General features: G+C 73.2%; 21 protein-coding genes. 9 read left to right on the forward strand and 12 right to left on the reverse strand.

Annotated features, from left to right (window positions below; genetic code table 11):
• Positions 1–143: 143 nt before the first annotated feature.
• The 4 genes from ACF068_RS28595 to ACF068_RS28610 form a co-directional block, all read right to left on the reverse strand.
• Positions 144–1,343 carry an NAD(P)/FAD-dependent oxidoreductase gene (locus tag ACF068_RS28595; protein ID WP_392277183.1) on the reverse strand — a complete coding sequence of 400 codons (1,200 nt, stop codon included), beginning with the start codon at positions 1,341–1,343 and terminating at the stop codon, positions 144–146.
• 133 nt (positions 1,344–1,476) lie between these two features.
• Complete coding sequence (gene sigJ / locus ACF068_RS28600) at positions 1,477–2,421, reverse strand: RNA polymerase sigma factor SigJ (RefSeq protein ID WP_392277184.1); 945 nt, start codon at positions 2,419–2,421, stop codon at positions 1,477–1,479.
• 171 nt (positions 2,422–2,592) lie between these two features.
• Entirely contained in the window at positions 2,593–2,907 is a 315-nt protein-coding gene (locus ACF068_RS28605) for a hypothetical protein (RefSeq protein WP_392277185.1), read from the reverse strand.
• 207 nt (positions 2,908–3,114) lie between these two features.
• The gene (locus tag ACF068_RS28610) at positions 3,115–4,098 is read right to left on the reverse strand and encodes a helix-turn-helix transcriptional regulator (RefSeq protein ID WP_392277186.1); all 984 of its coding nucleotides are present in this window, start codon (positions 4,096–4,098) and stop codon (positions 3,115–3,117) included.
• Between the two features lie 62 nt (positions 4,099–4,160).
• Between ACF068_RS28610 and ACF068_RS28615 the strand changes: the two genes are divergently transcribed.
• Positions 4,161–5,411, forward strand: coding sequence for an epoxide hydrolase family protein (locus ACF068_RS28615; RefSeq protein ID WP_392277187.1), 1,251 nt, complete (start codon positions 4,161–4,163; stop codon positions 5,409–5,411).
• 134 nt (positions 5,412–5,545) lie between these two features.
• Here ACF068_RS28615 and ACF068_RS28620 read toward each other — a convergent pair whose 3' ends face one another.
• Positions 5,546–6,502, reverse strand: coding sequence for an ArsR family transcriptional regulator (locus ACF068_RS28620; protein WP_392277188.1), 957 nt, complete (start codon positions 6,500–6,502; stop codon positions 5,546–5,548).
• Positions 6,503–6,581: 79 nt separating this feature from the next.
• On the opposite strand from ACF068_RS28620, the gene ACF068_RS28625 reads away from it, so the two are divergent.
• Both ACF068_RS28625 and ACF068_RS28630 read left to right on the forward strand, forming a co-directional pair.
• Positions 6,582–7,652, forward strand: coding sequence for an alpha/beta hydrolase family protein (locus ACF068_RS28625; protein ID WP_392277189.1), 1,071 nt, complete (start codon positions 6,582–6,584; stop codon positions 7,650–7,652).
• 57 nt (positions 7,653–7,709) lie between these two features.
• The gene (locus ACF068_RS28630; protein ID WP_392277190.1) at positions 7,710–8,132 is read left to right on the forward strand and encodes a VOC family protein; all 423 of its coding nucleotides are present in this window, start codon (positions 7,710–7,712) and stop codon (positions 8,130–8,132) included.
• A gap of 119 nt (positions 8,133–8,251) precedes the next feature.
• On the opposite strand, the gene ACF068_RS28635 is transcribed toward ACF068_RS28630, so the two are convergent.
• Positions 8,252–8,674, reverse strand: coding sequence for a hypothetical protein (locus ACF068_RS28635; RefSeq protein WP_392277191.1), 423 nt, complete (start codon positions 8,672–8,674; stop codon positions 8,252–8,254).
• Between the two features lie 65 nt (positions 8,675–8,739).
• Here ACF068_RS28635 and ACF068_RS28640 point away from each other — a divergent pair, with 65 nt between their 5' ends.
• From ACF068_RS28640 to ACF068_RS28650, 3 genes are all read left to right on the forward strand, one after another.
• Positions 8,740–9,366, forward strand: a complete 627-nt coding sequence (locus tag ACF068_RS28640; RefSeq protein ID WP_392277192.1) for a TetR/AcrR family transcriptional regulator — start codon at positions 8,740–8,742, stop codon at positions 9,364–9,366.
• Between the two features lie 169 nt (positions 9,367–9,535).
• The gene (locus ACF068_RS28645) at positions 9,536–10,852 is read left to right on the forward strand and encodes a PP2C family protein-serine/threonine phosphatase (protein WP_392277193.1); all 1,317 of its coding nucleotides are present in this window, start codon (positions 9,536–9,538) and stop codon (positions 10,850–10,852) included.
• A 480-nt stretch (positions 10,853–11,332) separates the two neighbouring features.
• On the forward strand, positions 11,333–12,211 hold the full coding sequence (locus ACF068_RS28650; RefSeq protein WP_392277194.1) for a helix-turn-helix domain-containing protein: 879 nt from the start codon (positions 11,333–11,335) through the stop codon (positions 12,209–12,211).
• 45 nt (positions 12,212–12,256) lie between these two features.
• Here ACF068_RS28650 and ACF068_RS28655 read toward each other — a convergent pair whose 3' ends face one another.
• Positions 12,257–12,517 carry a hypothetical protein gene (locus ACF068_RS28655; protein ID WP_392277195.1) on the reverse strand — a complete coding sequence of 87 codons (261 nt, stop codon included), beginning with the start codon at positions 12,515–12,517 and terminating at the stop codon, positions 12,257–12,259.
• Positions 12,518–12,595: 78 nt separating this feature from the next.
• Positions 12,596–13,036: a MarR family winged helix-turn-helix transcriptional regulator gene (locus ACF068_RS28660; RefSeq protein WP_392277219.1), complete on the reverse strand. Its 441-nt coding sequence runs from the start codon at positions 13,034–13,036 to the stop codon at positions 12,596–12,598.
• A gap of 143 nt (positions 13,037–13,179) precedes the next feature.
• On the opposite strand from ACF068_RS28660, the gene ACF068_RS28665 reads away from it, so the two are divergent.
• Positions 13,180–15,282, forward strand: a complete 2,103-nt coding sequence (locus ACF068_RS28665; RefSeq protein ID WP_392277196.1) for an MMPL family transporter — start codon at positions 13,180–13,182, stop codon at positions 15,280–15,282.
• On the opposite strand, the gene ACF068_RS28670 is transcribed toward ACF068_RS28665, so the two are convergent.
• The 4 genes from ACF068_RS28670 to ACF068_RS28685 all read right to left on the reverse strand — a co-directional run bounded on the left by ACF068_RS28670 (position 15,279) and on the right by ACF068_RS28685 (position 18,964).
• A complete protein-coding gene (locus tag ACF068_RS28670; RefSeq protein ID WP_392277197.1) occupies positions 15,279–15,623 on the reverse strand; it encodes an STAS domain-containing protein in 345 nt (114 codons plus the stop codon). The two genes, ACF068_RS28665 and ACF068_RS28670, sit on opposite strands and share 4 nt — an antisense overlap.
• A gap of 120 nt (positions 15,624–15,743) precedes the next feature.
• On the reverse strand, positions 15,744–16,997 hold the full coding sequence (locus ACF068_RS28675; RefSeq protein ID WP_392277198.1) for a PP2C family protein-serine/threonine phosphatase: 1,254 nt from the start codon (positions 16,995–16,997) through the stop codon (positions 15,744–15,746).
• Positions 16,997–17,800 carry an alpha/beta fold hydrolase gene (locus ACF068_RS28680; protein ID WP_392277199.1) on the reverse strand — a complete coding sequence of 268 codons (804 nt, stop codon included), beginning with the start codon at positions 17,798–17,800 and terminating at the stop codon, positions 16,997–16,999. Before ACF068_RS28680 ends, ACF068_RS28675 begins: the two co-directional genes overlap by 1 nt.
• A 207-nt stretch (positions 17,801–18,007) precedes the next feature.
• The gene (locus tag ACF068_RS28685; RefSeq protein WP_392277200.1) at positions 18,008–18,964 is read right to left on the reverse strand and encodes a zinc-binding alcohol dehydrogenase family protein; all 957 of its coding nucleotides are present in this window, start codon (positions 18,962–18,964) and stop codon (positions 18,008–18,010) included.
• Positions 18,965–19,418: 454 nt separating this feature from the next.
• Between ACF068_RS28685 and ACF068_RS28690 the strand changes: the two genes are divergently transcribed.
• Together ACF068_RS28690 and ACF068_RS28695 are read left to right on the forward strand one after the other, a co-directional pair.
• Positions 19,419–21,482: an RICIN domain-containing protein gene (locus tag ACF068_RS28690; protein ID WP_392277201.1), complete on the forward strand. Its 2,064-nt coding sequence runs from the start codon at positions 19,419–19,421 to the stop codon at positions 21,480–21,482.
• 113 nt (positions 21,483–21,595) lie between these two features.
• A complete protein-coding gene (locus ACF068_RS28695; protein ID WP_392277202.1) occupies positions 21,596–22,234 on the forward strand; it encodes a hypothetical protein in 639 nt (212 codons plus the stop codon).
• Positions 22,235–22,365: the final 131 nt, after the last annotated feature.

Consider the following 22,365-nt stretch of genomic DNA (forward strand, 5'->3'; position numbering starts at 1 on the left):
CTGCCCGTGTCCGCGCCGGTGGAGTCCATCTCCGTGGAGTCCGCCCCCGTGGAGTCCGCGGACGGCCCGGCCCTGGGCCGGCCCGGCCCTGGGCTCGTGTGGCGCGGGCGCCCCGGCCGACGGGACCCGCGCCTCCGCGTGCGTCAAGCCGAGACCCGCACCGCCGCGCCCGTCCGGGCACCGTCCCGTACCACCCGTCGGCGACGGCTCGGCAGGCCCATCGTCGGATGGGCGACGCCCCAGGCCGCGCCCTTGCAGACCAGCTCCTTGTACGTGGCGGCGAACCGCCCGGTCAGGGCGGCGCTCACGGCGCGGTCGTCGGCGGTGACGTACTGGATGAGCCCTTCCCGCCGGCCCAGCGAGATGCACTGGTTGAAGTAGCGCACCGGGATGCTCGGGACCTTGCCGCCGGTCAGGCGGGCCGCGATGGCGTCGGCGGCCTGCCAGGCGGTGGGGACGCCCGAGGCGCAGGACATGCGCAGGGGCTTGTCGCCGGGGCCGATGACGAGGGCGGCGTCGCCGACGGCGTACACGTCCGGGTGCGAGACCGAGCGCATGGTCCTGTCCACCACGATCTGGCCCGTGGGGCCGGCCTCCAGGGTGGTGGCGCCCGCGAGGGGGTGGACGGCGAAGCCGGTGGTCCACACGGTGACGTCGGCCGGGACGGCCGTGCCGTCGGCGGTGGTGATCCGGTCGGCCTCCACGGCGGTGACGTCCGTGTGCTCGTGCACGGTGATGCCGAGCGTGCCGAAGACCTTGCGCAGGTACCCGCGGCCCTTGTCCGAGAGCCAGTCACCGAGTCCGCCGCGGGCGACGAGGGAGACGGCGAGGTCGGGGCGGGTCTCGGCGATCTCGGTCGCGGCCTCCAGGCCGGTGAGTCCGCCGCCCACGACGACCACGGGCCGTCCGGCCTCCAGCCCCGCCAGGCGCTCGCGCAGCCGGAGCGCCCCGGGCCGGCTCGCGACCTCGTGGGCGTGCTCGACGACTCCGGGAACGCCCTGGTCGTTCCAGCCGCTGCCGAGGGCGTAGACCAGGGTGTCGTACGCCAGTTCCTCGGCACCGCCGTCCGCGCCGGCGACGGAGACGGCCTTGCGGTCGACGTCGATCCCGGTGACCGTCCCGAGCCGCAGCCGGACGCCGGTGCCCGCGAACATCTCGTCGAACGGCCGGGGCGTGAGGTCCTGGCCGGCCGCGAGCTGGTGCAGCCGGACGCGCTCGACGAAGTCGGGCTCGGGGTTGACGAGGGTGATGGTGACGTCGTCGCGGTGGAGCCGCTTGGCGAGCCGGCCGGCGGCGGTCGCTCCGGTGTAGCCGGCGCCGAGGACGATGATGCGGTGCTGCATGTTCCTGCTCCTGTCTGCGGGTCCGCCCCTTGTCTTGCGCGGTGTCGCCCCTTGAACCGGGCAGCCCGCCGATTCCTGACAGGAACGCGATGTGAAGCACCTCACACCCGCCGGCCGGCGTCCGGGGCGGCGGTCAGAAGGCGTGGAAAAGGGGTTCTCCGTGTTCGGCGGACGCCCACACCTCGGTCGCGCGTTCGAGCTTGTCGGGGTTGACCTGGCTGCGGAAGGCGACGATGCCCTCGGCGGTGACCTGCGGGCACAGGACGCCGATGACCCGGCCGTCGAGGACCACCACGACGGCGGGGGCGCCGTTGGCGCGCGCGAGGTGGATCGCGGGCGACCCCCCGACCAGGACGCGCTTGGCCTTGCTGGGCTTGAACAGCCCCCGCATGAACTTCGCGACGGCGGACGCGCCTTCGAACGCCTTGGTGCGGGCCGGGACCTTTCCGCCGCCGTCCCCGACCGCGATGACGTCGGCGGTGAGCAGCCGCACGAGCGGTTCGGTCCTGCCGGTGGTGGCGGCCGTCAGGAACTCCTCGACGATCCGCCGGGCCGCGGCCTCGTCGATCTCGGCGCGGGCCTTGCCGTCGGTGATGTGCTTCTTGGCGCGGTGGTACAGCTGCTGACTGGAGGTCTCGGTGATGTCGAGGATGGCGGCGATCTCCCGGTGCGGGTAGTCGAAGGCCTCCCTCAGCACATACACCGCCCGCTCGCTGGGCGACAGCCGTTCCATCAGGGTGAGCACCGCGTACGAGACCGACTCGCGCTGTTCGGCGGTCTCGGCCGGCCCGAGCATCGGGTCGCCGTCGAGCAGCGGTTCGGGGAGCCACTGGCCCACGTAGCTCTCGCGCCGCGCGCGGGCCGAAGTGAGCTGGTTCAGGCACAGGTTGGTGAGGACCTTGGTCATCCAGGCCTCGGGCACCTCGATGCGCCCGACGTCGGCGGCCTGCCAGCGCAGGAACGTTTCCTGTACGGCGTCCTCGGCCTCGCTCGCCGAGCCGAGGAGGCGGTAGGCGATGGCGTCCAGACGCGGCCTCGCGGCCTCGAACCGGTTCACGTCCTTCATGGTCAGCGGCATGCCCGGATCCTAGCCGGGCGCGGCCGGACACGGTCGGGCCGCCGGGGTCCCGGCCGGGCGCGGTCGTGGTGGGGCACCACGGTTCCGGTGGGGCGCGTCCGTGCCGCCGGGGCGCGCCGGGACGTGGCCGGGCGGCTCGGTCCCGGTGGGGATCGTGCCGGCCGGGCGGGTTCAGTCCTCGTCCAGCGCGGCCAGGCCCTCGCGCCAGCGTGCGCGCCGCTCCGCCTCGCTCTGCTCCCACCACGGTGCGCCGCGCTCCCCGAGCGCGACCTTCGCGGTGTGCACCCGGCTGCGGGCGGCGCCCTCCGCCCGCGGGTCGCCGGCCCGCCTGGCCGCGCCGACCGCACGCCGGGCGGCCATCAGATGGGCGCGCAGCCGCGCGGCGGCGTCCTCCGGGATCGCCGGGTCGGTGGCCCGCCAGCGGCGTCCGCCGATGATGACGTGGTGCCCGTCGGGCGTGCGGGGCGGTGGCTGTTCGTGCGTCACCGTTCCCACTGTGCCAGCGCCCGCGGCGGCCGGCGGGATCCGGACGGTCCGCCATGCCCGCAGGGGGCTTCGGCCGCCGTTCCGTGGTCTCCTTCGGCGCCCCGGGTCGTACGTCCGCGGGGCTCCCGCACCGCGGAGCCGGTGGTCGCACGGGCACACTCCGCCACCCTGACCGCTCCTCGCCCCGGGCCGCCCTGTGACCGGTGGTCAGGAACCCGTCCTCGGGCCCGTCGACCGTCGTACGGCATCGAGGCAGCGGGTGGCCTGCGCGCGAAGGGCTTCGGCGAGTTCGGCCGGGGCGTCGACAAGGGTGAAGCCGGTATCCACCGAGGTGATCATCCAGGCGAGGTCGCGGGCGGTGTCGGCCTCCAGGTGCAACAAGCAACTGCGGGCGTCGACCGGCTCGATGACCCCCATGCCGGGCCAGACGCGGTCGGCGACCTCGGTGGCGGATTCGTGCAGCATGACAGTCGCCTGGCAGGGCCATGCCTGCGCGGACAGACGGCGGGTTAGGTAGGCGGCCACGTCGTTGCCGGGGAGTTCGCGAGGGGTGAACCGCGGGCCGAGCGGAGTGCGGGGGACGAGCCGGTCGACGCGGAAGGTGCGCCAGTCCTCGCGGTCGGTGTCCCAGGCGACCAGGTACCAGTGACGGTCGAAGATCACCAGGCTGTGGGGCTCGACCGAGCGGATGCTGGGTCCGGCATGCGGGCTGGTGTAGTCGAAACGCAACCGCTCATGCCGGCGGCATGCCTCGGCGATCACCATGAGGGTGTCCGCGGAGACCCCGGGGGCGGGGGCCGTGCCGGCCCGGACCGTGGCGGCATGCAGGGTGCCGACCCGGTGCCGCAGCCGGGAGGGCAGCACATGCTCCAGCTTCGTCAGGGCACGCAGGGCGTGCTCCTCGATTCCCGCGACCGAGCTGTCGGCCCCGGTACGCAGACACACGACGACGGCCACGGCTTCCTGGTCGTCGAGCAACAGCGGTGGCAGCTTGGCCCCGGCGCCCAGCCGGTAGCCGGCTGTGCCCTGGGTCGCGTGGACCGGGTAGCCGAGGTCGCGCAGACGCTGGACGTCACGGCGCAGTGTGCGCCGGCTGACGCCGAGGCGCTGGGCGAGCTCGGTCCCGGACCACTCGCGAGGGGACTGCAGCAGGGACAGCAGTTTCAGCAGCCGCCCGGAGGTTTCGATCATGGCCCCAGAGTGCCGCAGCCTTAGGAACGGAAGTGACCTAAGGATTCCGTAGCGTCACCGCCATGACCGACACGACCCCTGATCTCCGACCGTTCCGTATCGATGTCCCGCAGGACCAGCTCGACGATCTCCGGTCCCGCCTTGCCGCCACCCGCTGGCCGGACGAGCTGCCCGGTGTCGGCTGGAGCCGCGGCGTCCCGCTGACCTATCTCCAGGGTCTGGCCGAGTACTGGCGGACCGCTTACGACTGGCGGGCACACGAGGCAGCGCTCAACGCGTTCCCCCAGTACCTGACCACCATCGACGGGCAGAACGTCCACTTCCTGCATGTACGGTCTCCCGAGCCGGGCGCCACGCCACTGATGCTGCTGCACGGCTGGCCCGGGTCGGTGGCGGACTTCCTCGACGTCATCGGCCCGCTGTCCGATCCGCGGGCCCATGGCGGCGATCCCGCGGACGCCTTCGACCTGGTCATTCCCTCACTGCCGGGGTTCGGCTTCTCCACGCCGCTGGCGGGGCCGGGAATGGACTCGGCCCGCATGGCAGCGGTCCTCACCCGGTTGATGTCCCGTCTGGGCTACACGCGTTACGGCGTTCACGGTTACGACACCGGATCGTGGGTGGCCCCTCGGATGGGCGAGCAGGACCCGGAGCACGTCATAGGGATCCACGTCAGCGCCATGATCACGTTCCCGGTCGGGGAAGAGGGCGAGACGGACGGCCTCACCGAGGCCGAACAGCGTCGCTGGCAGGCCATGCAGGACTTCAACGACGGATATCTGCAGTGCAACTCCAAGCGTCCGCAGACGGTGGCCTACGCCCTCACGGACTCGCCGGTCGGTCAACTGGCCTGGGTGGTGGAGAAGTTCAAGGAGCTCACCGATCCGGAGGACGGGCTGCCCGAGGACAGCGTCGACCGGGACCGCGTCCTGACCGAGGTCTCCCTGTACTGGCTGACCGGCACCGCCGCCTCGGCCGCCCAGATCTACTACGAGGAGATTGCCGCGAACACGTGGGGTGAGGGTGATTGGGCGGCCGGCGACCCGGGCACCGGTTCGGACACCGCAGACACCGCGCACGACTCCGGGTGGGGCGACGGACAGGACGGCTGGGCCGCCGGTCAGCGCGGAACAGTGCCGACCGCCGTGCTGCTCTCCACCCAGGACGTGACCATCCGCCGCTGGGCCGAACGGGACCACAACATCGTCCGGTGGACCGAACTCGACCGCGGGGGCCACTTCCTGGCGATGGAAGCCCCGGACTCGCTCATCGACGACGTACGCGCGTTCTTCGCCACGCCCCCATCGCGGTAGGCGGGGATGCCCATGGGCCGCGTACGCTCATCCTCTGTCGCAGCGCGGTAGGTCGAGGCACCTCCTCCGCGAGCGCGGTCAGGCACTTCACCGGCGTGGCGGGGCCGGCTCCGTCCCGTGGCGGACCCCGGCGGTCAGGCGCCCGCGACCAACGCGCCGAGGGCGGTGCGCCGGTGAGTGACCGAGCGGCCCGTGCGGGTCGTCGTCACCATGCCGGCCGATCTGAGCGCCGCCGCGTGGGACGAGGCCGTCGCGGTGCTGACGTGGAGGGCGCGGGCCAGGGACGTCGTGGTGTGAGGCTCGGCGAGGAGGCGCAGGGCCTCCAGCCGGGTGCGGCCCAGGACGGCGGCCGGGCTCCCGGCGGGGACGGCCGGGCGCCCCGCGATGAGCGGGAGCCCGGGACCGGCCGGGTACGTCAGGACCGCGGGATGGCCCGGGGTGTCCTGAAGAAGCGGGCCCGCCGGGTGGTGGAAGGTGGGCAGCAGAACCACGCCGCGCCCGTCGAGGCGGACGTCGCGGTCCGGCGCCGCGCCGGGCCATTCCCACACACCCTCGTGGAGCCGGCTGCCCGGGGCCAGGCCGGTCAGCGTGGCGGCCACACCGTGCTCGGCGACCGTCAGTGCGTAACGGGTGAACTCCGCACGGTGCAGGTCCTGTACGACGGACCAGACCGGGGCGAGGACCGTCTCGTACGCGGCACGCTGAGCGTGACGCAGGGTGCGCCAGGCCGTCTCGTCACCCGCGTGCAGGCCGCGGATCCAGCGAGGCGCGGGCATCGTCCCGTAGACCCGCTCCAGCTCGGAGCGGACCAGACCGGGGCCGGTGGCGCGGATCCGTTCGAAGCTGTTGGCCATGGTGTCGCCGAGGACGTCGAGGAAGGAGGGCGGGCGGCCCGCCGGAACCAGGTCGGCGAGCGGGTCGGACGAGGCCGGGAGGGAGCGCAGGACGCGGCCGCGCCACGGCGCGAACAGCGGCCCGCCGTGCTGGGCCACGGCTGTCGTCAGAGCGGCGTGGAGCTCCTGGAGCGGCGCCGGGCGGGGTGCGAAGCGGATCCGGGCGAAGTCCTCGGCGGTGAAGTGGATTTGCAGCACCCTCACAGCTCCTCGTCCAGCCTTTTGGCCAGGGCCTGAACCTTCGCCTCGTGACGGCTCCCGCCCCAAGGATGTTCGTATGATTTCTCGACGCACTCTTGTGAAAGGCACCCTATGCGGGAGTGCCGCCGTCCTGCTGCCCACGGCTGCGTCCGCCTCCGGTGACGGCTCGGTCCTCCGCCTGCCCGCGCCCGCCGGCCCGCACCCCGTGGGCATGCGGACGGTCCATCTCACGGACCCGGCCCGTACCGACCCTTGGATGGGCGGCGTGCGGGAGTTGATGCTGACCGTCCTGTACCCGGCCCGATCGGTACGCGGCTTCACCCGGGCCCCGCAGCTCACCCCGGACGAGGCCGGGGTGTTCGCCGCGTACGCGCCGCGCGTCCGTCCGGGACTGCCGGAGCCGGGAGTGGTGGACTGGGGCGCGGTCCTCACCCACGGGTACGTGGGCGCGCCGCCGCTGCCCGGACGTCGACCGGTACTGGTGTACTCCCCCGGCGGCGGTGACTCCCGCACGCTCGGCACGACCCTCGCCGAGGACCTGGCGAGCCACGGCCGCGTGGTCGTCCTCGTGGACCACCCCGGTGACGCTTCTCAGGTGGAGCTGCCCACCGGGATGCGGACGACCGTGCTGACCGGACCGCCGGACCCGGCGACCTTCCGCACGATGGTGGACACCCGGACCGCGGACCTCCGCCTGGTCCTGGACCGGCTCGGCGACCTGCCGCTCGCACCGTTCATGGACTCCCGCCGGGTCGGGTTGTACGGGCACTCCGCAGGCGGCACGGCGGCGGTGTACGCGGCCCGTGGCGACCGCCGGGTCGGCGCGGTGGCGAACCTGGAGGGCTATCTCGACCTGTACCCGCCGGTCGGCATCGATCGGCCGCTGCTGCTGTTCCGCACCGACGGTTTCGAGGGCGCCGCCCGTATCGAGGCCTCGTGGACGGGCCTCCCCGGCCGCCGCGTGCTGCTCCCCCACGCGAACCACTGGGCGTTCACCGACTACGGCTCCCTCGTCGCACGGCTCCGGTCCGCCGGTCTTGTGACAGCGGCAGCCCGAGCCGCGCTCATCGGCACCGGCGACCCGGCGGTGACACTCGCTCATGTACGGAGCCGGGTGGGGGCCTTCTTCGCCCACCACCTGCGGTAACGGAACCAGGGCCTGCGTCGAAGTCCGGCTCATCCGATCTTGTGGCAAGATCGCGAGATGCTTCGACTAACCGACTTCATCATCGATTGCCCGGACACGATGAAGCTGGCAGGCTTCTACTCCGAGGTGACGGGGCTCCCGGTCAAGGAGGGCAGTAACGAGAACTGGGCCGGCATCCGGTTCGGCGAGATCGAACTGGCTTTCATCCAGGTGGAGGACTACCGCGCCCCGCAGTGGCCCGACCCCGAGCATCCCAAGCAGTTCCACCTCGACTTCGAGGTCGACGACCTCGAGGCCGAACAGCGCCGCGTCCTGGCTCTCGGCGCGACCCTGCGGCGGGACTGCACCGAGCCCGACGGCTACGGCTTCCGCGTCTACGCCGACCCCATCGGCCACCCCTTCTGCCTCTGCCGCAACAAGGGTGTCATCTGGACCGATCAGGGCCTCATCTGGCCTCAGCGTGAGCAAGGCACGGTGTGAGTGAGCTGAGCGGCCGCGTGGCCTGATCGGGAAGGAGTGGAGGTCTCCGGTAAGGGTTCATCGACCAGGAAGAACCGGACACCGGAGACCTCGTGGCCACCTCAGCGGTGACGCGGCGGTCAGTCCTTCGCGTGGTTGTCCGAGGCCGGCGGCACGGGGGCGGCGGCCAGCAGCAGCGCGGCGAACACCAGGGGGGCGGCTGCCTGGTACCCGATCCACACTTCGCCCCCAGTACCGCCCTCCCGCCATGCCATCAGTAAGCCGACGAGCGCCGTCAGCACCCAACCACCGTCGTAGGCGACCATGAGCCGCACGTGGGTGCGGATCGGGCGGCTGCGCACTGACGTGATCTCGATCCCGCCGCCGATCAGCAGGGCGACACCGGAGACGACCATCAACCAGGTGGACACCCCCAGCAGATCGCCGAGCCAGGAAGCGCCCATCACGTAGGCGGCACCGAGCACCACCTTGCAGACACCGTCGGCGGTGACCCCCATCAAGCCACGCGTCGCTGACGATGTCACGGCCTGGGCCTCAGTCATGAGCGTTCCTCCCTGCGCCGGTCCAACTCCCGTAACTTCATTACTAGAATAATGGAATTATGAGAATGACGAGAGCCGAGACCAAGGAACGCAACCGCCGCGCCCTGCTGGATGCCGCCCTTCACGTCGTCTCACGGGATGGGCACCGCGCCAGGCTTGACGAGATCGCCGAGGAGGCCGGCCTCACGACCGGCGCCGTCTACTCACTGTTCGGCAGCAAGGGCGGCCTGGTGGCCGCCCTGGTCACCGACTACCTGCGGCCGCACTACGAGGAGATCGAGCAGGCGCTTCCCCCCGGGATGGATCTCCTGGAAGCGGTTGACGCCCTCGCCCGGTACTACCGGCGCAGTTGTGACGCCTCGGCCGCGACCTCCGCCCTGTCGTTGCAGATCACCCTGCTGGACATGGCCCTGCACGATTCCGCACTCGGTGCCCGGCTCGCCGCGTCCGTCCGGACGCAGGAGAGCCACCTGATCGCCTTGTTCACCGGTCGATCGCACAACGGGAAGGCGGTGACGTCGCATCAGGCGCAACGTCTGGTCACCGCGCTCAGGGCCCTGTTCGTCGGTCTCACGCAGGGCGTCATCCTCGGCCTCGCCCCGGACGCCGACGAGCAGTACTTCGCCGACACCGCCCGCGCCCTGGCGTCCGGCGCGACCCTCATCGATCAGGATGCCGACGTCCCTGGGTGATGCGGCGGCGTCGGTTCGCAGTCGAGCCGCCCCCTGGGGCCTTGTGCCGGACCCGGGTGCCCCAGCGGTCGAACCGCAGGATGTCGGCGGGCGGTCCGGGCGCCACCCGGGGGGTGGATCTGCCCGCGGGAACGAGGCGGGCCCGGCCGTGCCGGGAAGGGATGGGGGCATGGATCGCTTCGAGGTCGACGAGGTGGTGCAGCAGGCACTGGACCGGCTCACCCTGCTGGCGGAGACCACCACCGCCATGACCAGCACTCTGGACCCTTACGAGGGAGTGCAGCGGGTGTGCCGCATCGTCGTGCCGCAACTGGCCGACTGGTGCGCCGTCGACCTGCTCGAGGACGACGGCCGGGCGCACCGGGTGAGCGTGGTCCACCGCGACCCGGAGATGCTGCCGGTCGGGGGCCTGGCGGGGCCGCTGCCCGAGGTCCCCGAGGCCCCCGTGGGGCCGCTGGCCCGTGTCCTCGCCGGCGCGGGTCCCCTGCTGCTGACCGCCGACGACCTTCCCGTCCCCGGTACGCCGGCCGACACGCCGCCCGCCCTGCAACTCGAACCGTTCGACCAGTTGGGGGCGCACACCGCCGTCGTCGCCCCCGTGCGCGCCCGCCGACAGGTGCTGGGCGCGCTGACCATCGGCCGTACCGCCGAGCGCGCCCCGCTGACCCTGGAGGACCTCGCCACCGTCGAGGACCTCACCCACCGCGTGGCGCTCGGGGTCGACAACGCCCGCCTGTACCGCGAGACCCAGCACATCGCCGAACGGCTCCAGCGGTCACTGCTGCCGACCCTGCCGAAGACCGGCCCCCTCCAGCTTGCCGCCCGTTACGCGCCGGCCGCCACGACCGCCGAGGTGGGCGGTGACTGGTACGACAGCTTCCCCCTGCCCAACGGCAGCACCACGATGATCATCGGGGATGTCACCGGCCACGACCTGCGGGCCGCGATCACCATGAGCCAGCTACGGAACATGCTGCGCGGCATCGGCTGCGACCGTCAGGAGCCACCCGGGCACATCCTGCGGCGCCTGGACATGGCGCACCACAGCCTCTACCCGCACTCGACCGCCACCTGCCTGTACTCGCTGCTGGACCAGGACGACGAAGGGAGGTGGACGCTCTCGTACTCCAGCGCCGGGCACCCGCCGCCGCTGCTGATCACCTACGAGGGCGACACCCGCTTCCTGAAGGACGGTCAGGGGCTGCTCCTGGGGGTCGATCCCCGGGTGGAGCGCCCGCACGCCACCGCGCGGCTGCCCGCCCGGTCCACCGTCCTGTTGTACACGGACGGCCTCACCGAGCGCCGGGGCGAGGACCTCACCCACGGCATGACCCGTCTGCGCCAGCACGCCGCCGCGCTCGCCCGCCAGCCGGTGCACACCTTCTGCGACGAACTGCTCGCCGGCCTGGCCGCCGACCACGCCGACGACGTCGCCCTGCTGGCGGCCAGGCTGCCACCGGACCCGCTCCGCCCGCGAGCGGACTGACCCTTCGTGCGGCCGTCCGCCCGGATCCGCGTGCCCGGACGCTCATGCCGCAACGGCACGCCCGGCGTCGTACGCCGTCGCCTGCCGCGCCGTCACCCGGTCGGCGCAGTGTGCCGCGGGAGGGGCCGGGCAGGCGCGGTGTCAGCGGGCCGGCCCACTCCTCCGTGCCCGTGGTGCGGGAAGTGCCGCAACCGGTGTCCTGGGCGGTTGCGGCACGCCCTCCTCAGAGCCGGCCGGGACCGCCGGGGGCGCTCCGTACCGCTCCGCCGCCGTGCCTCGCATCCCGCCTTCCGCCCCCGCCCTCCGTTCCGTTGCGTCCCCCGGCCACACCGCGCGGCGGGGACACCGGCAGGATCGTCGTGCGGGCCCGGAGGGAGGGCCCCGCCGCGGACCGGCAGCCGACCCGACCGGGCGCGGGATGCCGGGTCCGATGGGACACGTGCCGCCCGGCGTGGTGGCACCGAGGAAGGAGGGCCGGGAGTGCTGGAGCGGCTCAACCAGGCCATGGGGCACATCGAGGACCGCCTGGACCAGGTGCTCGACGTGGCTGCGGTGGCGCGTGTCGCCGCCACGTCGGAGTACCACCTGCGCCGGATGTTCTCCGCGCTCGCGGGCATGCCGCTGTCGGAGTACGTCCGGCGCCGGCGGCTCACCGTCGCGGGCGCCGAGGTGCTCGCGGGGCGCGAGCCGCTGCTGGACATCGCGGTGCGGTACGGGTACGGGTCGGGCGAGGCGTTCGCGCGGGCGTTCCGCGCCATGCACGGTGTGGGCCCGGGTGAGGCCCGGCGCACCGGTGCCGCGCTCGTCTCCCAGCCCCGGCTGTCGTTCCGGCTCACCGTCGAGGGGAACAGCAGCATGCGCTACCGGGTGGTGGACCGGCCGGCCTTCACCGTCGTCGGCCCGAGGGCCCGGGTGCCCCTGGTGCACGCCGGGCCCAACCAGGCGATCATCGACTTCGTCCGGGGGATCGACCCGGGGACCCTCAAGCGGCTGGAGGAACTGTCCGACCAGGAGCCGCGCGGCGTCGTGGCGGTCTGCGACGACCTCGACCCCAGCCGCGCCGAGGGCACCGGGCTCGACTACTACCACGGGGTGATCACCTCGGCGCTCCCCTCCGCGCCCGGCCCCCGGGGCACCACGGCCCTGCCCGTGCCGGCCGGCACGTGGGCGGTGTTCACCACCTCCGGTCCGGCACCCCGGGCCATCCAGGAGCTGTGGCGGGACGTGTTCGGGGAGTGGTTCCCCTCCAACCCGTACCGCGGTCGCCCCGGCCCGGAGATCCTGCGCGTCCGCCCCTCCCCGGACGGGGCGTCGGCCGAAGCCGAGCTGTGGCTGCCGGTGGAGCGGGAGGCGGGCTGACCGAGTCGCCGGTTCCGGGCCGCGTGTTCGGCCCGCGGGGCCGGTTCAGGTGACCGTGACGCGCAGGACGTACCGCTCGCCGGTGCTGATCGCCTCGGCCTGTTCGAGCAGGTCGGCGTGGCTGAACTCCAGCAGCGCCCGGTCGGCGGCGCGGCGCAGCAGGGGCACGATGTCGGCGGGGGGCCTGCCCCGGTGGGTGTCGGCGAGCTCGGCGAAGGCCCGCTGGTAGGGGGCGCCGTACGAGGCGCCGGCACTGTCGGCGAGCAGCCGGTCCAGGTGCTGCCTCTCCACACTGATCTCGCCCATGGCCCGCTCCTGTCCTCCCGGGGCCCGGCCGTTCCGCGCCCACGTCCTCGACGGTACGAGGGGGGTCTGACAACGGGGCTAGAGCGGGCCGCTCTCCCGGACGCGGGTGAGTTCGCTGTTCATGGCGGCGAGGAAGCGCACCACCGTGTGCAGCTCCTCGTCGCTGAACCTGCCGCGCGCGGCGTCGGTGGCCCGGGCCAGGGGGGCGAAGAACGCGCGGGCCACCTCCCGGCCGCGCGGTTCGTAGCGCAGGTGGACCACGCGGCGGTCGGTGGCCTCGCGCACCCGGCGGATGTGGCCCGCCTTCTCCAGGCGGTCGAGGCAGGCGGTGACGGCGCCGGAGGTCAGCCGCAGGTGTTCGCGGAGCACCCCGGGGGTGACGGGCGGCCGTGCGGAGGTGCCGTCGAGCGGGTCGGGGGCGGCTCCGTCCAGGATGAGGATCAGCGCCTGGACGTCGGTGGGGTGCAGCCCGTAGGTCTGGGCGAAGTCGTGGGCGATCCGGTCGAACTCGGACGTCATCCGGCGCAGGAGGACGGCGAAGGTCTGCAGGTCGGTGGGCTCCACAGCCTTACCCTACAGAAATCTCAATCATTGAGATTCTTGGGCCTCGAGACGGGTAGCCGGGCCCAGGACCGGCGGATCCCTGTGGTGGAGGACTTCTCATGGCAGCTCGACCGGGTCGTTGGCGATGGCTCGCCCCCGTTCTGGCCGTTCTCGTATGGCTCGTGGCCGGCGCGGCGCTGGGCCCGTACGCCGGCAAGCTCGGGGAGGTGTCCACCAACGACCGGGCCGCCTTCCTGCCGGAGGGTGCGGAGTCGACCCGGGTGGGCGAGCTCCGGCGGTCGTTCGAGAAGGACAGAACGGTGCCCGTGATCCTCGTCTGGGTCGCCGGGGAGGGAAAGGTCACCGCCGCGCAGCGCGCCGGGGCGCAGGCGGCTCTGAAGGAGGCCGCGGCCGTGGAGGGGGCGACCGGGCGGACGGGGCCGGCGCTCCCGTCCGAGGACGGCAGGGCCGTGCAGGGCGTCGTGCCGCTCAGGGCGGATCTCGGGGAGGACGCGGACCGGACGGTCGACGCCGTGCGCCGGGCCGCCGGGGGCGTCGAGGGGACCCGGCTGTACGTGACGGGACCGGCGGCGACCCAGGCCGACCTCTCGGAGGCCTTCGCGGGGATCGACGGGCTGCTGCTGGGCGTGGCCCTGGCGATGGTGCTGCTGATCCTGCTGGTGGTCTACCGCAGCGTGCTGCTGCCGCTGATCGTGATCGTCAGCGCCGTGTTCGCCCTGGCACTCGCCTCGGCCGTGGTGTACGTCCTGGCCGACCATGACGTCGTACGGGTCGACGGGCAGGTCCAGGGCATCCTGTTCATCCTCGTCATCGGCGCGGCCACCGACTACGCGCTGCTGCTGACGGCCCGCTTCCGCGAGGAACTGGCGGCCGGCCGGGAGCGGTTCACCGCGATGCGCGCCGCCTGGCGCCGCTCGCTGGGCGCCATCACCGCCAGCGCGGCCACGGTCGCCCTCGGCCTGCTGGCCCTGCTGCTCAGCGATCTGGCCAACAACCAGGCCCTCGGCCCCGTCGGCGCCATCGGCGTCGTCTGCGCGGTCGTGTCGGCCCTCACCTTCCTGCCGGCCGTGCTGGTGCTCCTGGGCCGGGGCGCCTACTGGCCCGCCCGCCCGCGGGCCGCCGGGGACCGGGCCGCCGGGGACCCGTCCGGCGGGGAGCCGGGGAAGCGGGGCCTGTGGGACAGGATCGCCGCGCTGGTCGACGCCCGGCCGCGCCGTGTCTGGGCCGCCACCCTTCTGGCGCTGGTCGCCTGCGCGGCGTTCTCGCCCCTGCTCAAGGCACAGGGTGTGCCGCTGAACGAGACGTTCGTCAACGACGCCCCCTCGGTGGCCGGTCAGCAGGCTCTGGGGGAGCACTTCCCGGGCGGGTCCGGCAATCCGGCCGTCGTCGTCGCCGACGCCCGGTACGTCCGGCAGGTCACCGAGGCCGCCCGCGCCACCCCGGGCGTCGCCTCGGCGCTCCCGGTCTCCGAGGGCGGCCGGCCCGGCGGGGGTACGCCCGCGGTGGTCGAGGGGCGCGTCCGCGTCGACGTCACGCTGAGCGCCGCCGCCGACAGCGAGGCGGCGAAGGACACCGTTCCCCGGCTGCGCGCGGCCGTCCACCGGGTCGACGGGGCGAACGCGCTGGTGGGCGGCTACACCGCCGAGCAGTACGACACCCAGCGGACCGCCGCCCGCGACCGCGCCCTCATCGTTCCCGTCGTCCTCGGCATCATCCTGCTGATCCTCGTCGGCTTGCTGAGGTGCCTGTTGCTGCCGGTGCTCCTGGTGGCCACCGTCGCCCTGAACTACCTGGCCACCCTGGGTGTCTCGGCCCTCGTCTTCACCCATGCCCTCGGCTTCACGGGCACCGACGCCTCCGTACCGCTGTACGGCTTCGTCTTCCTCGTGGCCCTGGGCGTCGACTACAACATCTTCCTGATGACCCGGGTACGGGAGGAGGCCCGCCGCCACGGCACGCGCGCCGGTGTGCTCAGGGGCCTCACCGCCACCGGAGGCGTCATCACGTCCGCCGGCGTCGTCCTGGCCGCCACCTTCGCCGCCCTCGTCGTCATCCCGCTGTCGTTCCTGGCCCAGATCGCCTTCATCGTCGCCTTCGGCGTGCTGCTCGACACCCTCGTCGTCCGTTCGCTCCTCGTCCCGGCTCTGGTGCGCCACATCGGCCCGACCGTGTGGTGGCCCGACCGCACCTTCCGGACCTAGGTTGTGTCTTTCCGGTCCTGGCCGGGGCCGGGGCTGATGGTGAAGACCTGGTCGAGGCCGGCGATGCGCAGGGTGCGCAGAGTGCGGGCGGGTACGGCGACCAGGGAGAGCCGCGCTCCGGCGGCGTTCGCGTGGTGGTGGGCGACGATGAGGGCGGTGATGCCGCTGGAGTCGCAGAAGTCCATGCGGCCCAGGTCGAGGACCAGTCGTCGGCCCGGTTCGAGGGACAGGCTCTCCACGGCCTCGCGCAGGCGGGGCGCGGTGTCGTAGTCCAGCTCGCCCGCGACCTCGAGTACGGGACCGGCGTCGGTGTCCCGTGCGGTTACTGTCAGCGGAGTCATACGGGTTCCGGGCTCACGGGACGGGGGCTCACGCGGTCGGGGGACATCGGTTCGGGCCGCGGGGGGACGGGACACGGGGGGGGCGGGGACTCACCGGGTCGGGGGACATCGGGCGGTGACTCATCGATCGCGGGCCGGCACGCCGAGGGCGAGCAGGGCGGTGTCGTCGTCGAGGCCGTCCCCGAAGCCCTCCAGCAGACCGGTGAGGGCGGTGATCACCTCGGGGGCTCTGGCCGGTGCCAGGCCGGAGACGAAGCCGAGCAGCGCCTCGTCGCCGTAGAGGGCGCGCTCCTCGCCGACCCGGGCCTCGGTCAGCCCGTCGGTGTAGAGCAGGAGCGTGTCCCCCGGTCCGAGCACCGTTGTCGCGGGGGTGAACCGGGGCGTGGGGAGGATGCCCACCAGGAGCCCGCCGGGCGTGGGGAGGTATTCCGCCCGGCCGTCGGCTCGCAGCGCGAGGGCCGGGGGGTGGCCGCCGGAGGCGAGGTGCACCGTGGCGGAGTCACCGTGGGGTTCCACGGTGCCGAATACCGCGGTGCAGTAGCGGGGGTCGCCGGCGGCGTAGCGCTCGTGCAGCACCGTGTTGAGGGTGGCGAGGACGGCGACCGGGTCGGGGTCGTGCAGCGCGGCGGCACGGAGGGTGTAGCGGGTCAGTGAGGTGACGGCGGCCGCCTGGGGGCCCTTGCCGCAGACGTCGCCGAGGAAGAAGGCCCAGCGGTCGCCGTCCAGGGGGAACAGGTCGTAGAAGTCTCCGCCGAGCCGGACCGGCGATGCCGTGTGGTAGTAGCAGGCGGCGCGTACGCCCGGCACCTCGGGGAGGGCGGCGGGCAGCAGGCTCTGCTGGAGCACGGCGAGGGCTTCCCGGAGCTGTTCGCGGTCGGCCTCGGCCTGCCTGCGGGCCTCTTCGGCGGCCTTGCGGCCACGGAGGAGTTCCGTCTCGTAGGCGCGTCGTTCACGGGCGTCGAAGACGGTGGTGCGGATCAGCAGGGGGTCGCCGTCGCCGCTGGTCTTGACGGTGGAGGTGACCAGTACGGGGTGCCGGCCGCCGTCGGCGGACTTGAGCTCCAGGGCGATCTCGTTGACACGGCCCTGCATCCGCAGCAGCGGGCCGAAGTGGGTGTCGTAGTAGATCTTGCCGCCGACGGTGAGGAGGTCGGCGAACCGGACGCGGCCCACCACTTCTTCCCGGGTCCGGCCCAGCCAGCCCAGCAGGGTGCTGTTGATCTTGGCGATGGTGCCGTCCATGAGGGTGGAGAGGTAGCCGCAGGGCGCCGACTCGTACAGCTCCTCGGCGCTGTCCTCCAGCAGGGCCGAGAAGGCCGCGTCGTCGGCCTCGTGGTTCTCCGGCTGTTCGGGGCCCTGCGCCGTCCGGCACATCACCTCAGTGTCCGTACGAAGGCGAGGATCGCCCCGGCGGTGGCCTCGGGCGCGCTGAGCTGAGGGCAGTGGCCGGTCGCGTCGAGGGTGACGAGCGTGCTGCCGGCGATCGCGGCGTGCACGTAGGCGCCCACCTCGCGGGGCGCGATCGCGTCCTGGGAGCACTCCAGCACCAGCGTGGGCACCGTCACGCCGCGCAGGTCCCCGCGGCTGTCGGAGAGGAAGGTGGTGCGGGCGAAGACGCGGGCGATGTCGGGGTCGGTGGCGCAGAAGCTGTTCGTCAGCTCCTCGCCGAGTTCCGGGCGGTCGGGATTGCCCATGATGACCGGTGCCATGGCCGCGGACCAGCCCAGGTAGTTGGCCTCCAGCGACTCCAGGAGCTCGTCGATGTCGGCGGCGCTGAAGCCGCCGCGGTAGCCGGCGTCGTCGATGTAGCAGGGCGAGGGGCCGACCATCACCAGGGAGCCGATGCGCCCGGGCGCGGCGGCGGCCGCGAGGACGCCGACCATGGCGCTGACCGAGTGCCCGACGAACACCACGTCGCGGAGGTCCAGTTCCTCGCAGATCTCCACGACGTCACGGGCGTAACCGTCGAGGGAGGCGTAGCGGTCCTCGCTCCACGCCGACAGGTCGGAGCGCCCGGAACCCACGTAGTCGAACAGCACCACCCGGTGGTCCTTCGCGAGTTCCGGCACCACCAGGCGCCACATGTTCTGGTCGCAGCCGAAGCCGTGCGCCAGCATGAGCACCGGAGCGTTCTCGCGCCCGGTCACGGTCACGTTGTTTCTGCCGCGTATGTCCATGCGGGCATCCTCCCATCCCGCCGCGCCCTGCCCGACGTGCGGTTTCGACGCGTGCGCGGCCCCTGTCGCCCCGCTCGGGTCATCCGTGCGGGGATCAGGGGGGAGTGCCCCGGCGCGCGGTGGGCAATCCCACCGGGACGCGTGTCGAAGGTCTCACCCGGCCGGGGTGCCCGCCCCGCCGCGCGCGGCGGGGCTGCCCGGGGACGCTCAGCGGGAGGTGTCGAGGATCAGCTTGCCGACGGTACGGCGGGCGCGGAGGTCCTCGTGGGCGCGGGCCGCCTCGGCCAGCGGGTAGACGCCGCCGACCCGCGGCACCAGGCGGCCGTCACCGACCATGGCCAGCAGCTCGGCCATCGGCTCCCGGTACATGCCGGGGCGGCCGACGGCGTGCATCAGCCAGAAGCCGACGACCGCACGCGAGCGGCCCATCAGGTGCGCGGCGTGGACGGGTTCGGGTGCCTGGCGGCCGGCCATGCCGTACGTCACGAGCCGGCCGAAGGGCGCGAGCGCGGCGAGGGAGGCGTCGAAGACCGGGCCGCCGGTCATCTCGAGGACGACGTCGACCTTCCTGCCCCCGTTGGCCTCCGTCAGCCGGTCCTTGAGTCCCTCCGCCCCGGAGTCGACGGCGACGTCCGCGCCGAGCGACAGGGCGAGGTCACGCTTCTCCGGGGTGGAGGCGGTGGCGATGACCCGTCCGGCGCCGAACTCCTTCGCGAGCTGGACGGCGAGCGAGCCGGTGCCGCCGGCGGCGGCGTGCACGACGACCGACTCGCCCGGGGCGACGCGCCCCGCGGTGCGCAGCAGGTGCCAGGCGGTGAGGCCCTGCACGATCAGGGCCAGGGCCTGGCCGTCGCTCACCGATTCGGGGATGTCGATGGCCAGGTCCTCGCGCACGGACGCCTTCTCGGCGTAGCCGCCGTAGTTGTCCGCGAGGGCGACGACCCGGCGCCCGTCCTCGGTACGCCCGGCGACCTCGCCGCCCGGGATCATCGGCAGGACGGAACGGGACAGGTAGGAGTCCTCGACCGCGTGCGTGTCGGCGTAGTTGATGCCGGCCGCCGAGACGTCGATCAGCAGGCGGCCGGGCTCCGGCCGGGGCTCGGGCACCTCCACGGGTCGCAGCACTTCCGGTCCGCCGAATTCGGTGACGTGTATCGCACGCACGGTCGCTCCTCACTTCCCTGGCCTGTCCTGCGGGCTCCTGTGGAGCCCACGGCGTCACGGTCCCACCAGGCAGGGAAGATTACCAACTGCTCAGTATGTGAGCTGCGCCACGCTCGCCGCTCCGGATGGCTTATGGATTCCCCAAGTATCCGTTTCACCCGCCACACCATGCGTAAGGGCGGGATTTCTTTGGAGTGAGGGATTCCGTTGACAGGCCGTCGAATAGCGCTCGCTCTTATCTCAATCGGATAACGAGGACTTCCGAATGGGCTGGACCAATTCACTCGTGAGCACCCAACTGACCTGTTGGAAGCGGATTTTGAGTCATCGTCAATTCGAACCATCAGGTAACGGAACGCACATATTCTTTCGGCCCCTCTATGTCTGAAATTTCCTCCCCCGGCGTTCTGGCAGGCTTCCGCGCACCGTTCCCCGATCAAGGAAGAGGTGCCCCGTGTCAGGACGTCGAAGACTCGAGCCGCAGCGCCGCAGGAGGCCACGGCTCATACTCGTCACGGCCGCCGTCGCGGCCATGGCGGTCATGGGAGGCGTGGCGTACGAGACCACCCGGCCGGCCGGGGGGACGGACGACCGCCCCCTGCCGCTGGCCCAGCCCGCCGGCACCCCGGCCGCGGCCCCCGAACCGGCCGCCGCACCCACCCGGGACGACGAACCGGAGCCCCTCCCCAAGAAGCCGAAGAGCGAGCCCGACCGCGGCCTGGTCTACGAAGGCCTGACGCCCGCGCCCGAGGGGGATCCGTGCGCCGGCGTCTACCGCACCACGACCGGCCACTGCACGCACGGCCCGGACGCCCCGCCGAAGGGCGTCGACATCAAGAAGGACACGCCCCCCGCCGTCCGGACGACCACCCCCGCCGCGGACCCCGCGGAGCCCGGGCGCGGCGCGTCCGGCGACGAGCCGGCCGGTCCCGCACTGCCCCGGACCGCCACCCCCGCGCTCGACGCCACCGCTCCCAAGGCGGGCGGACCCCCCGCGGCGGCCGGCTCCGGCGCCCGCAAGGCGCCCGCCGACGGCCCCGCCGGCCAGACCGTGCAGTGCGACGGTGACGGCACGACCGGCAACCGGGTGCAGGTCGTCTACGCCCACGCCCCCGGAACGGACCGGTACGCCACGTACCTGGCGTCGTTCCGCAAGTGGGCGGCCGACGCCGACCTGATCTTCTCCGAGAGCGCCAAGGACACCGGCGGAGTGCGGCACATCCGTTACGTCACCGGTTCCGACTGCGTGCCGACGGTGCTGAACATCGAGCTCCCCGCCTCCGCGCTGGGCGAGTTCAGCGCCATGAACCGGGCGCTGGCCGCCCGGGGCCTGGACCGCCGGGACCGCAAGTACATGGTCTTCGCCGACACCCAGGTGTACTGCGGCATCGGCACCTTCGCGGGTGACGAGCGGCCCGCCCAGAACAACCTCAGCAACTTCGGCCCCTCCTACGGCCGTACGGACACGGGCTGCTGGGGCGGTCACACCGCCGCCCACGAACTGGGCCACAACCTCGGCGCGGTGAACAACAGCGCGCCCAACACCAGCCGCGGCGCGCACTGCACGGACGAGTGGGACGTGATGTGCTACTCGGACAGCCCGTACTACCCGCGGATGCGTTCCGTCTGCCAGGACGGCGCCTACGAGAACCGGCTGGACTGCAACCACGACGACTACTTCCACACCAGTCCCCGGCCCGGCAGCTACCTGGCCACGCACTGGAACATCGCCGACAGCCAGTTCCTGATGCGCAACCGGGGCACCGACCGGCCCGATCCGGCACCGACGCCCACCCCCACACCGACGGGCGGGCCGACGACCGGGCCGTCCACGGCACCCGTGGTCACGGTCGGACAGATCGCGCCGGACTCCGCGGTGGCCACCTGGCCGGCCGTCACCGGCGCCACCTGGTACCAGATCTTCCTGGACGGCAAGCCCATCGGGTGGGTGCAGACCACCAGCGCCCGCGTCTACAACCTGCGGCCCGGCACCGACCACACCCTCGCCGTCTCCGTACGGGACAAATCCGGGCGTGACAGCGGTCCCGGCAGGGCCACGTCCTTCCGCACGGCGGGCAACGGCGGCGGTACCGCGCCGAACACGCGCTACCTGCTCACCAACGGCCCCACCGGTACGGCCGCGGAGGTGTGGGGCGGCAGGACCGCCGACGGCACCGTCCTCGTCGGATCGCAGCGCAACGGCTACGCCCAGCAGCAGTGGTACGTCGACGACGCGGGCAGCGGTTTCAGCCGTCTGCGCTCGGCCGCGACGGGGAAGTGCCTCCAGACCGGCGGTACGGCCGGCCCCGGCATGTGGGTGTCCCAGCAGCCGTGCGGCGACGTCGCCGCGCAGCGGTGGAGGATCGCCCCCGGCGGCGGCGGTGTGACGATCACCGCCGGGACGAGCGGCTTCGTGCTGGGCGTCAGCAACCGCCCGTACTACGGCTCGTGGCTGATCGAGCTCCAGCACGCGGTGTCCGGACCGGCGCAGGTCTGGACGGTCGAGAAGGCCGCGTGACCCCCACCCGCCGGCTCCGGCCGGCCTGAACGACGGCCGGCGGGCGGCAACCGACCGCCCGCCGGCCCCGCTCCCCTCGGAGGACGACTGTGCAAGCGCACCGACCGGCGGCCGTGACCACCGCTGCCGCCCGGGCCCTGGCGGTGACCGTGCTGACGGTCCTCGCCACCGCCGCCGCCACCGGTGCCGCCCGGGCCCACGGCGGCACCCTGGCGGTCGACATCGCCGGACACCGGCAGGGACACGTGACCGCCCGGGTCACCTGGGAGAACGACGCGGACCCCCTGGACGAGCGGGTGGCCGCCACCGTCAACGCCGTCAGCGCCGACGGCAGCCGCACCGCCGGGCCGTGGCTCCTGATACCCGACCCCGTGGACGACGGGCGTTTCACCACCGCCGAGGCGTTGCCTCCCGGCCGCTGGACCGTGGTGGTGGAGGCGGGCCACCCGGGCCTCGGCCGCGACACGGCGGACCTCACCGTGCCCGCCGCCGCACCGGCGTCGCCCGCGCCCGCCGCGCCCGCGCGCGGAGCCGCGGGGGCCGCCGGTCCGACCGCACCCGCCGAAAGCGCGGGCGGGACGACGCCCACCACCACGAGGGCGACCGCGGAGGCGGCGGCCACGTCGGCGGCGGACTCCGGCGTGCCGGGCGGGACTCCCCTCGTCCCGGTCGCCGCGGCGGGCGTCCTGCTGACCGGCGGCGCGGCCGCCTTCCTCGCCGTACGCAACGCGCGCCGGCGCGGCAGGACGTAGCCTCGCCGTTTCGGTCGGCGTGCGGCCGGTTGCTGGCCGGGAAGGCGAAAGTGCCTTCCGAGCTGGGACGATGAAACTTGTCGCCAGGGCCAGGTCGCAGATGTCCGAAGGCGGAGACGGCGGCAGCCCGG

Source organism: Streptomyces sp. NPDC016309, assembly GCF_043077235.1.
GTDB lineage: Bacteria > Actinomycetota > Actinomycetes > Streptomycetales > Streptomycetaceae > Streptomyces.

Bases quoted from the DNA above. Each gene is read 5' to 3' on its own strand.
- ACF068_RS28595 (WP_392277183.1), bottom strand. From the start codon at position 1,343: ATGCAGCACCGCATCATCGTCCTCGGCGCCGGCTACACCGGAGCGACC.
- sigJ (WP_392277184.1), bottom strand. From the start codon at position 2,421: ATGCCGCTGACCATGAAGGACGTGAACCGGTTCGAGGCCGCGAGGCCG.
- ACF068_RS28610 (WP_392277186.1), bottom strand. From the start codon at position 4,098: ATGATCGAAACCTCCGGGCGGCTGCTGAAACTGCTGTCCCTGCTGCAG.
- ACF068_RS28615 (WP_392277187.1), top strand. From the start codon at position 4,161: ATGACCGACACGACCCCTGATCTCCGACCGTTCCGTATCGATGTCCCG.
- ACF068_RS28625 (WP_392277189.1), top strand. From the start codon at position 6,582: ATGATTTCTCGACGCACTCTTGTGAAAGGCACCCTATGCGGGAGTGCC.
- ACF068_RS28630 (WP_392277190.1), top strand. From the start codon at position 7,710: ATGCTTCGACTAACCGACTTCATCATCGATTGCCCGGACACGATGAAG.
- ACF068_RS28635 (WP_392277191.1), bottom strand. From the start codon at position 8,674: ATGACTGAGGCCCAGGCCGTGACATCGTCAGCGACGCGTGGCTTGATG.
- ACF068_RS28640 (WP_392277192.1), top strand. From the start codon at position 8,740: ATGACGAGAGCCGAGACCAAGGAACGCAACCGCCGCGCCCTGCTGGAT.
- ACF068_RS28645 (WP_392277193.1), top strand. From the start codon at position 9,536: ATGGATCGCTTCGAGGTCGACGAGGTGGTGCAGCAGGCACTGGACCGG.
- ACF068_RS28655 (WP_392277195.1), bottom strand. From the start codon at position 12,517: ATGGGCGAGATCAGTGTGGAGAGGCAGCACCTGGACCGGCTGCTCGCC.
- ACF068_RS28660 (WP_392277219.1), bottom strand. From the start codon at position 13,036: ATGACGTCCGAGTTCGACCGGATCGCCCACGACTTCGCCCAGACCTAC.
- ACF068_RS28665 (WP_392277196.1), top strand. From the start codon at position 13,180: ATGGCAGCTCGACCGGGTCGTTGGCGATGGCTCGCCCCCGTTCTGGCC.
- ACF068_RS28670 (WP_392277197.1), bottom strand. From the start codon at position 15,623: ATGACTCCGCTGACAGTAACCGCACGGGACACCGACGCCGGTCCCGTA.
- ACF068_RS28675 (WP_392277198.1), bottom strand. From the start codon at position 16,997: ATGTGCCGGACGGCGCAGGGCCCCGAACAGCCGGAGAACCACGAGGCC.
- ACF068_RS28680 (WP_392277199.1), bottom strand. From the start codon at position 17,800: ATGGACATACGCGGCAGAAACAACGTGACCGTGACCGGGCGCGAGAAC.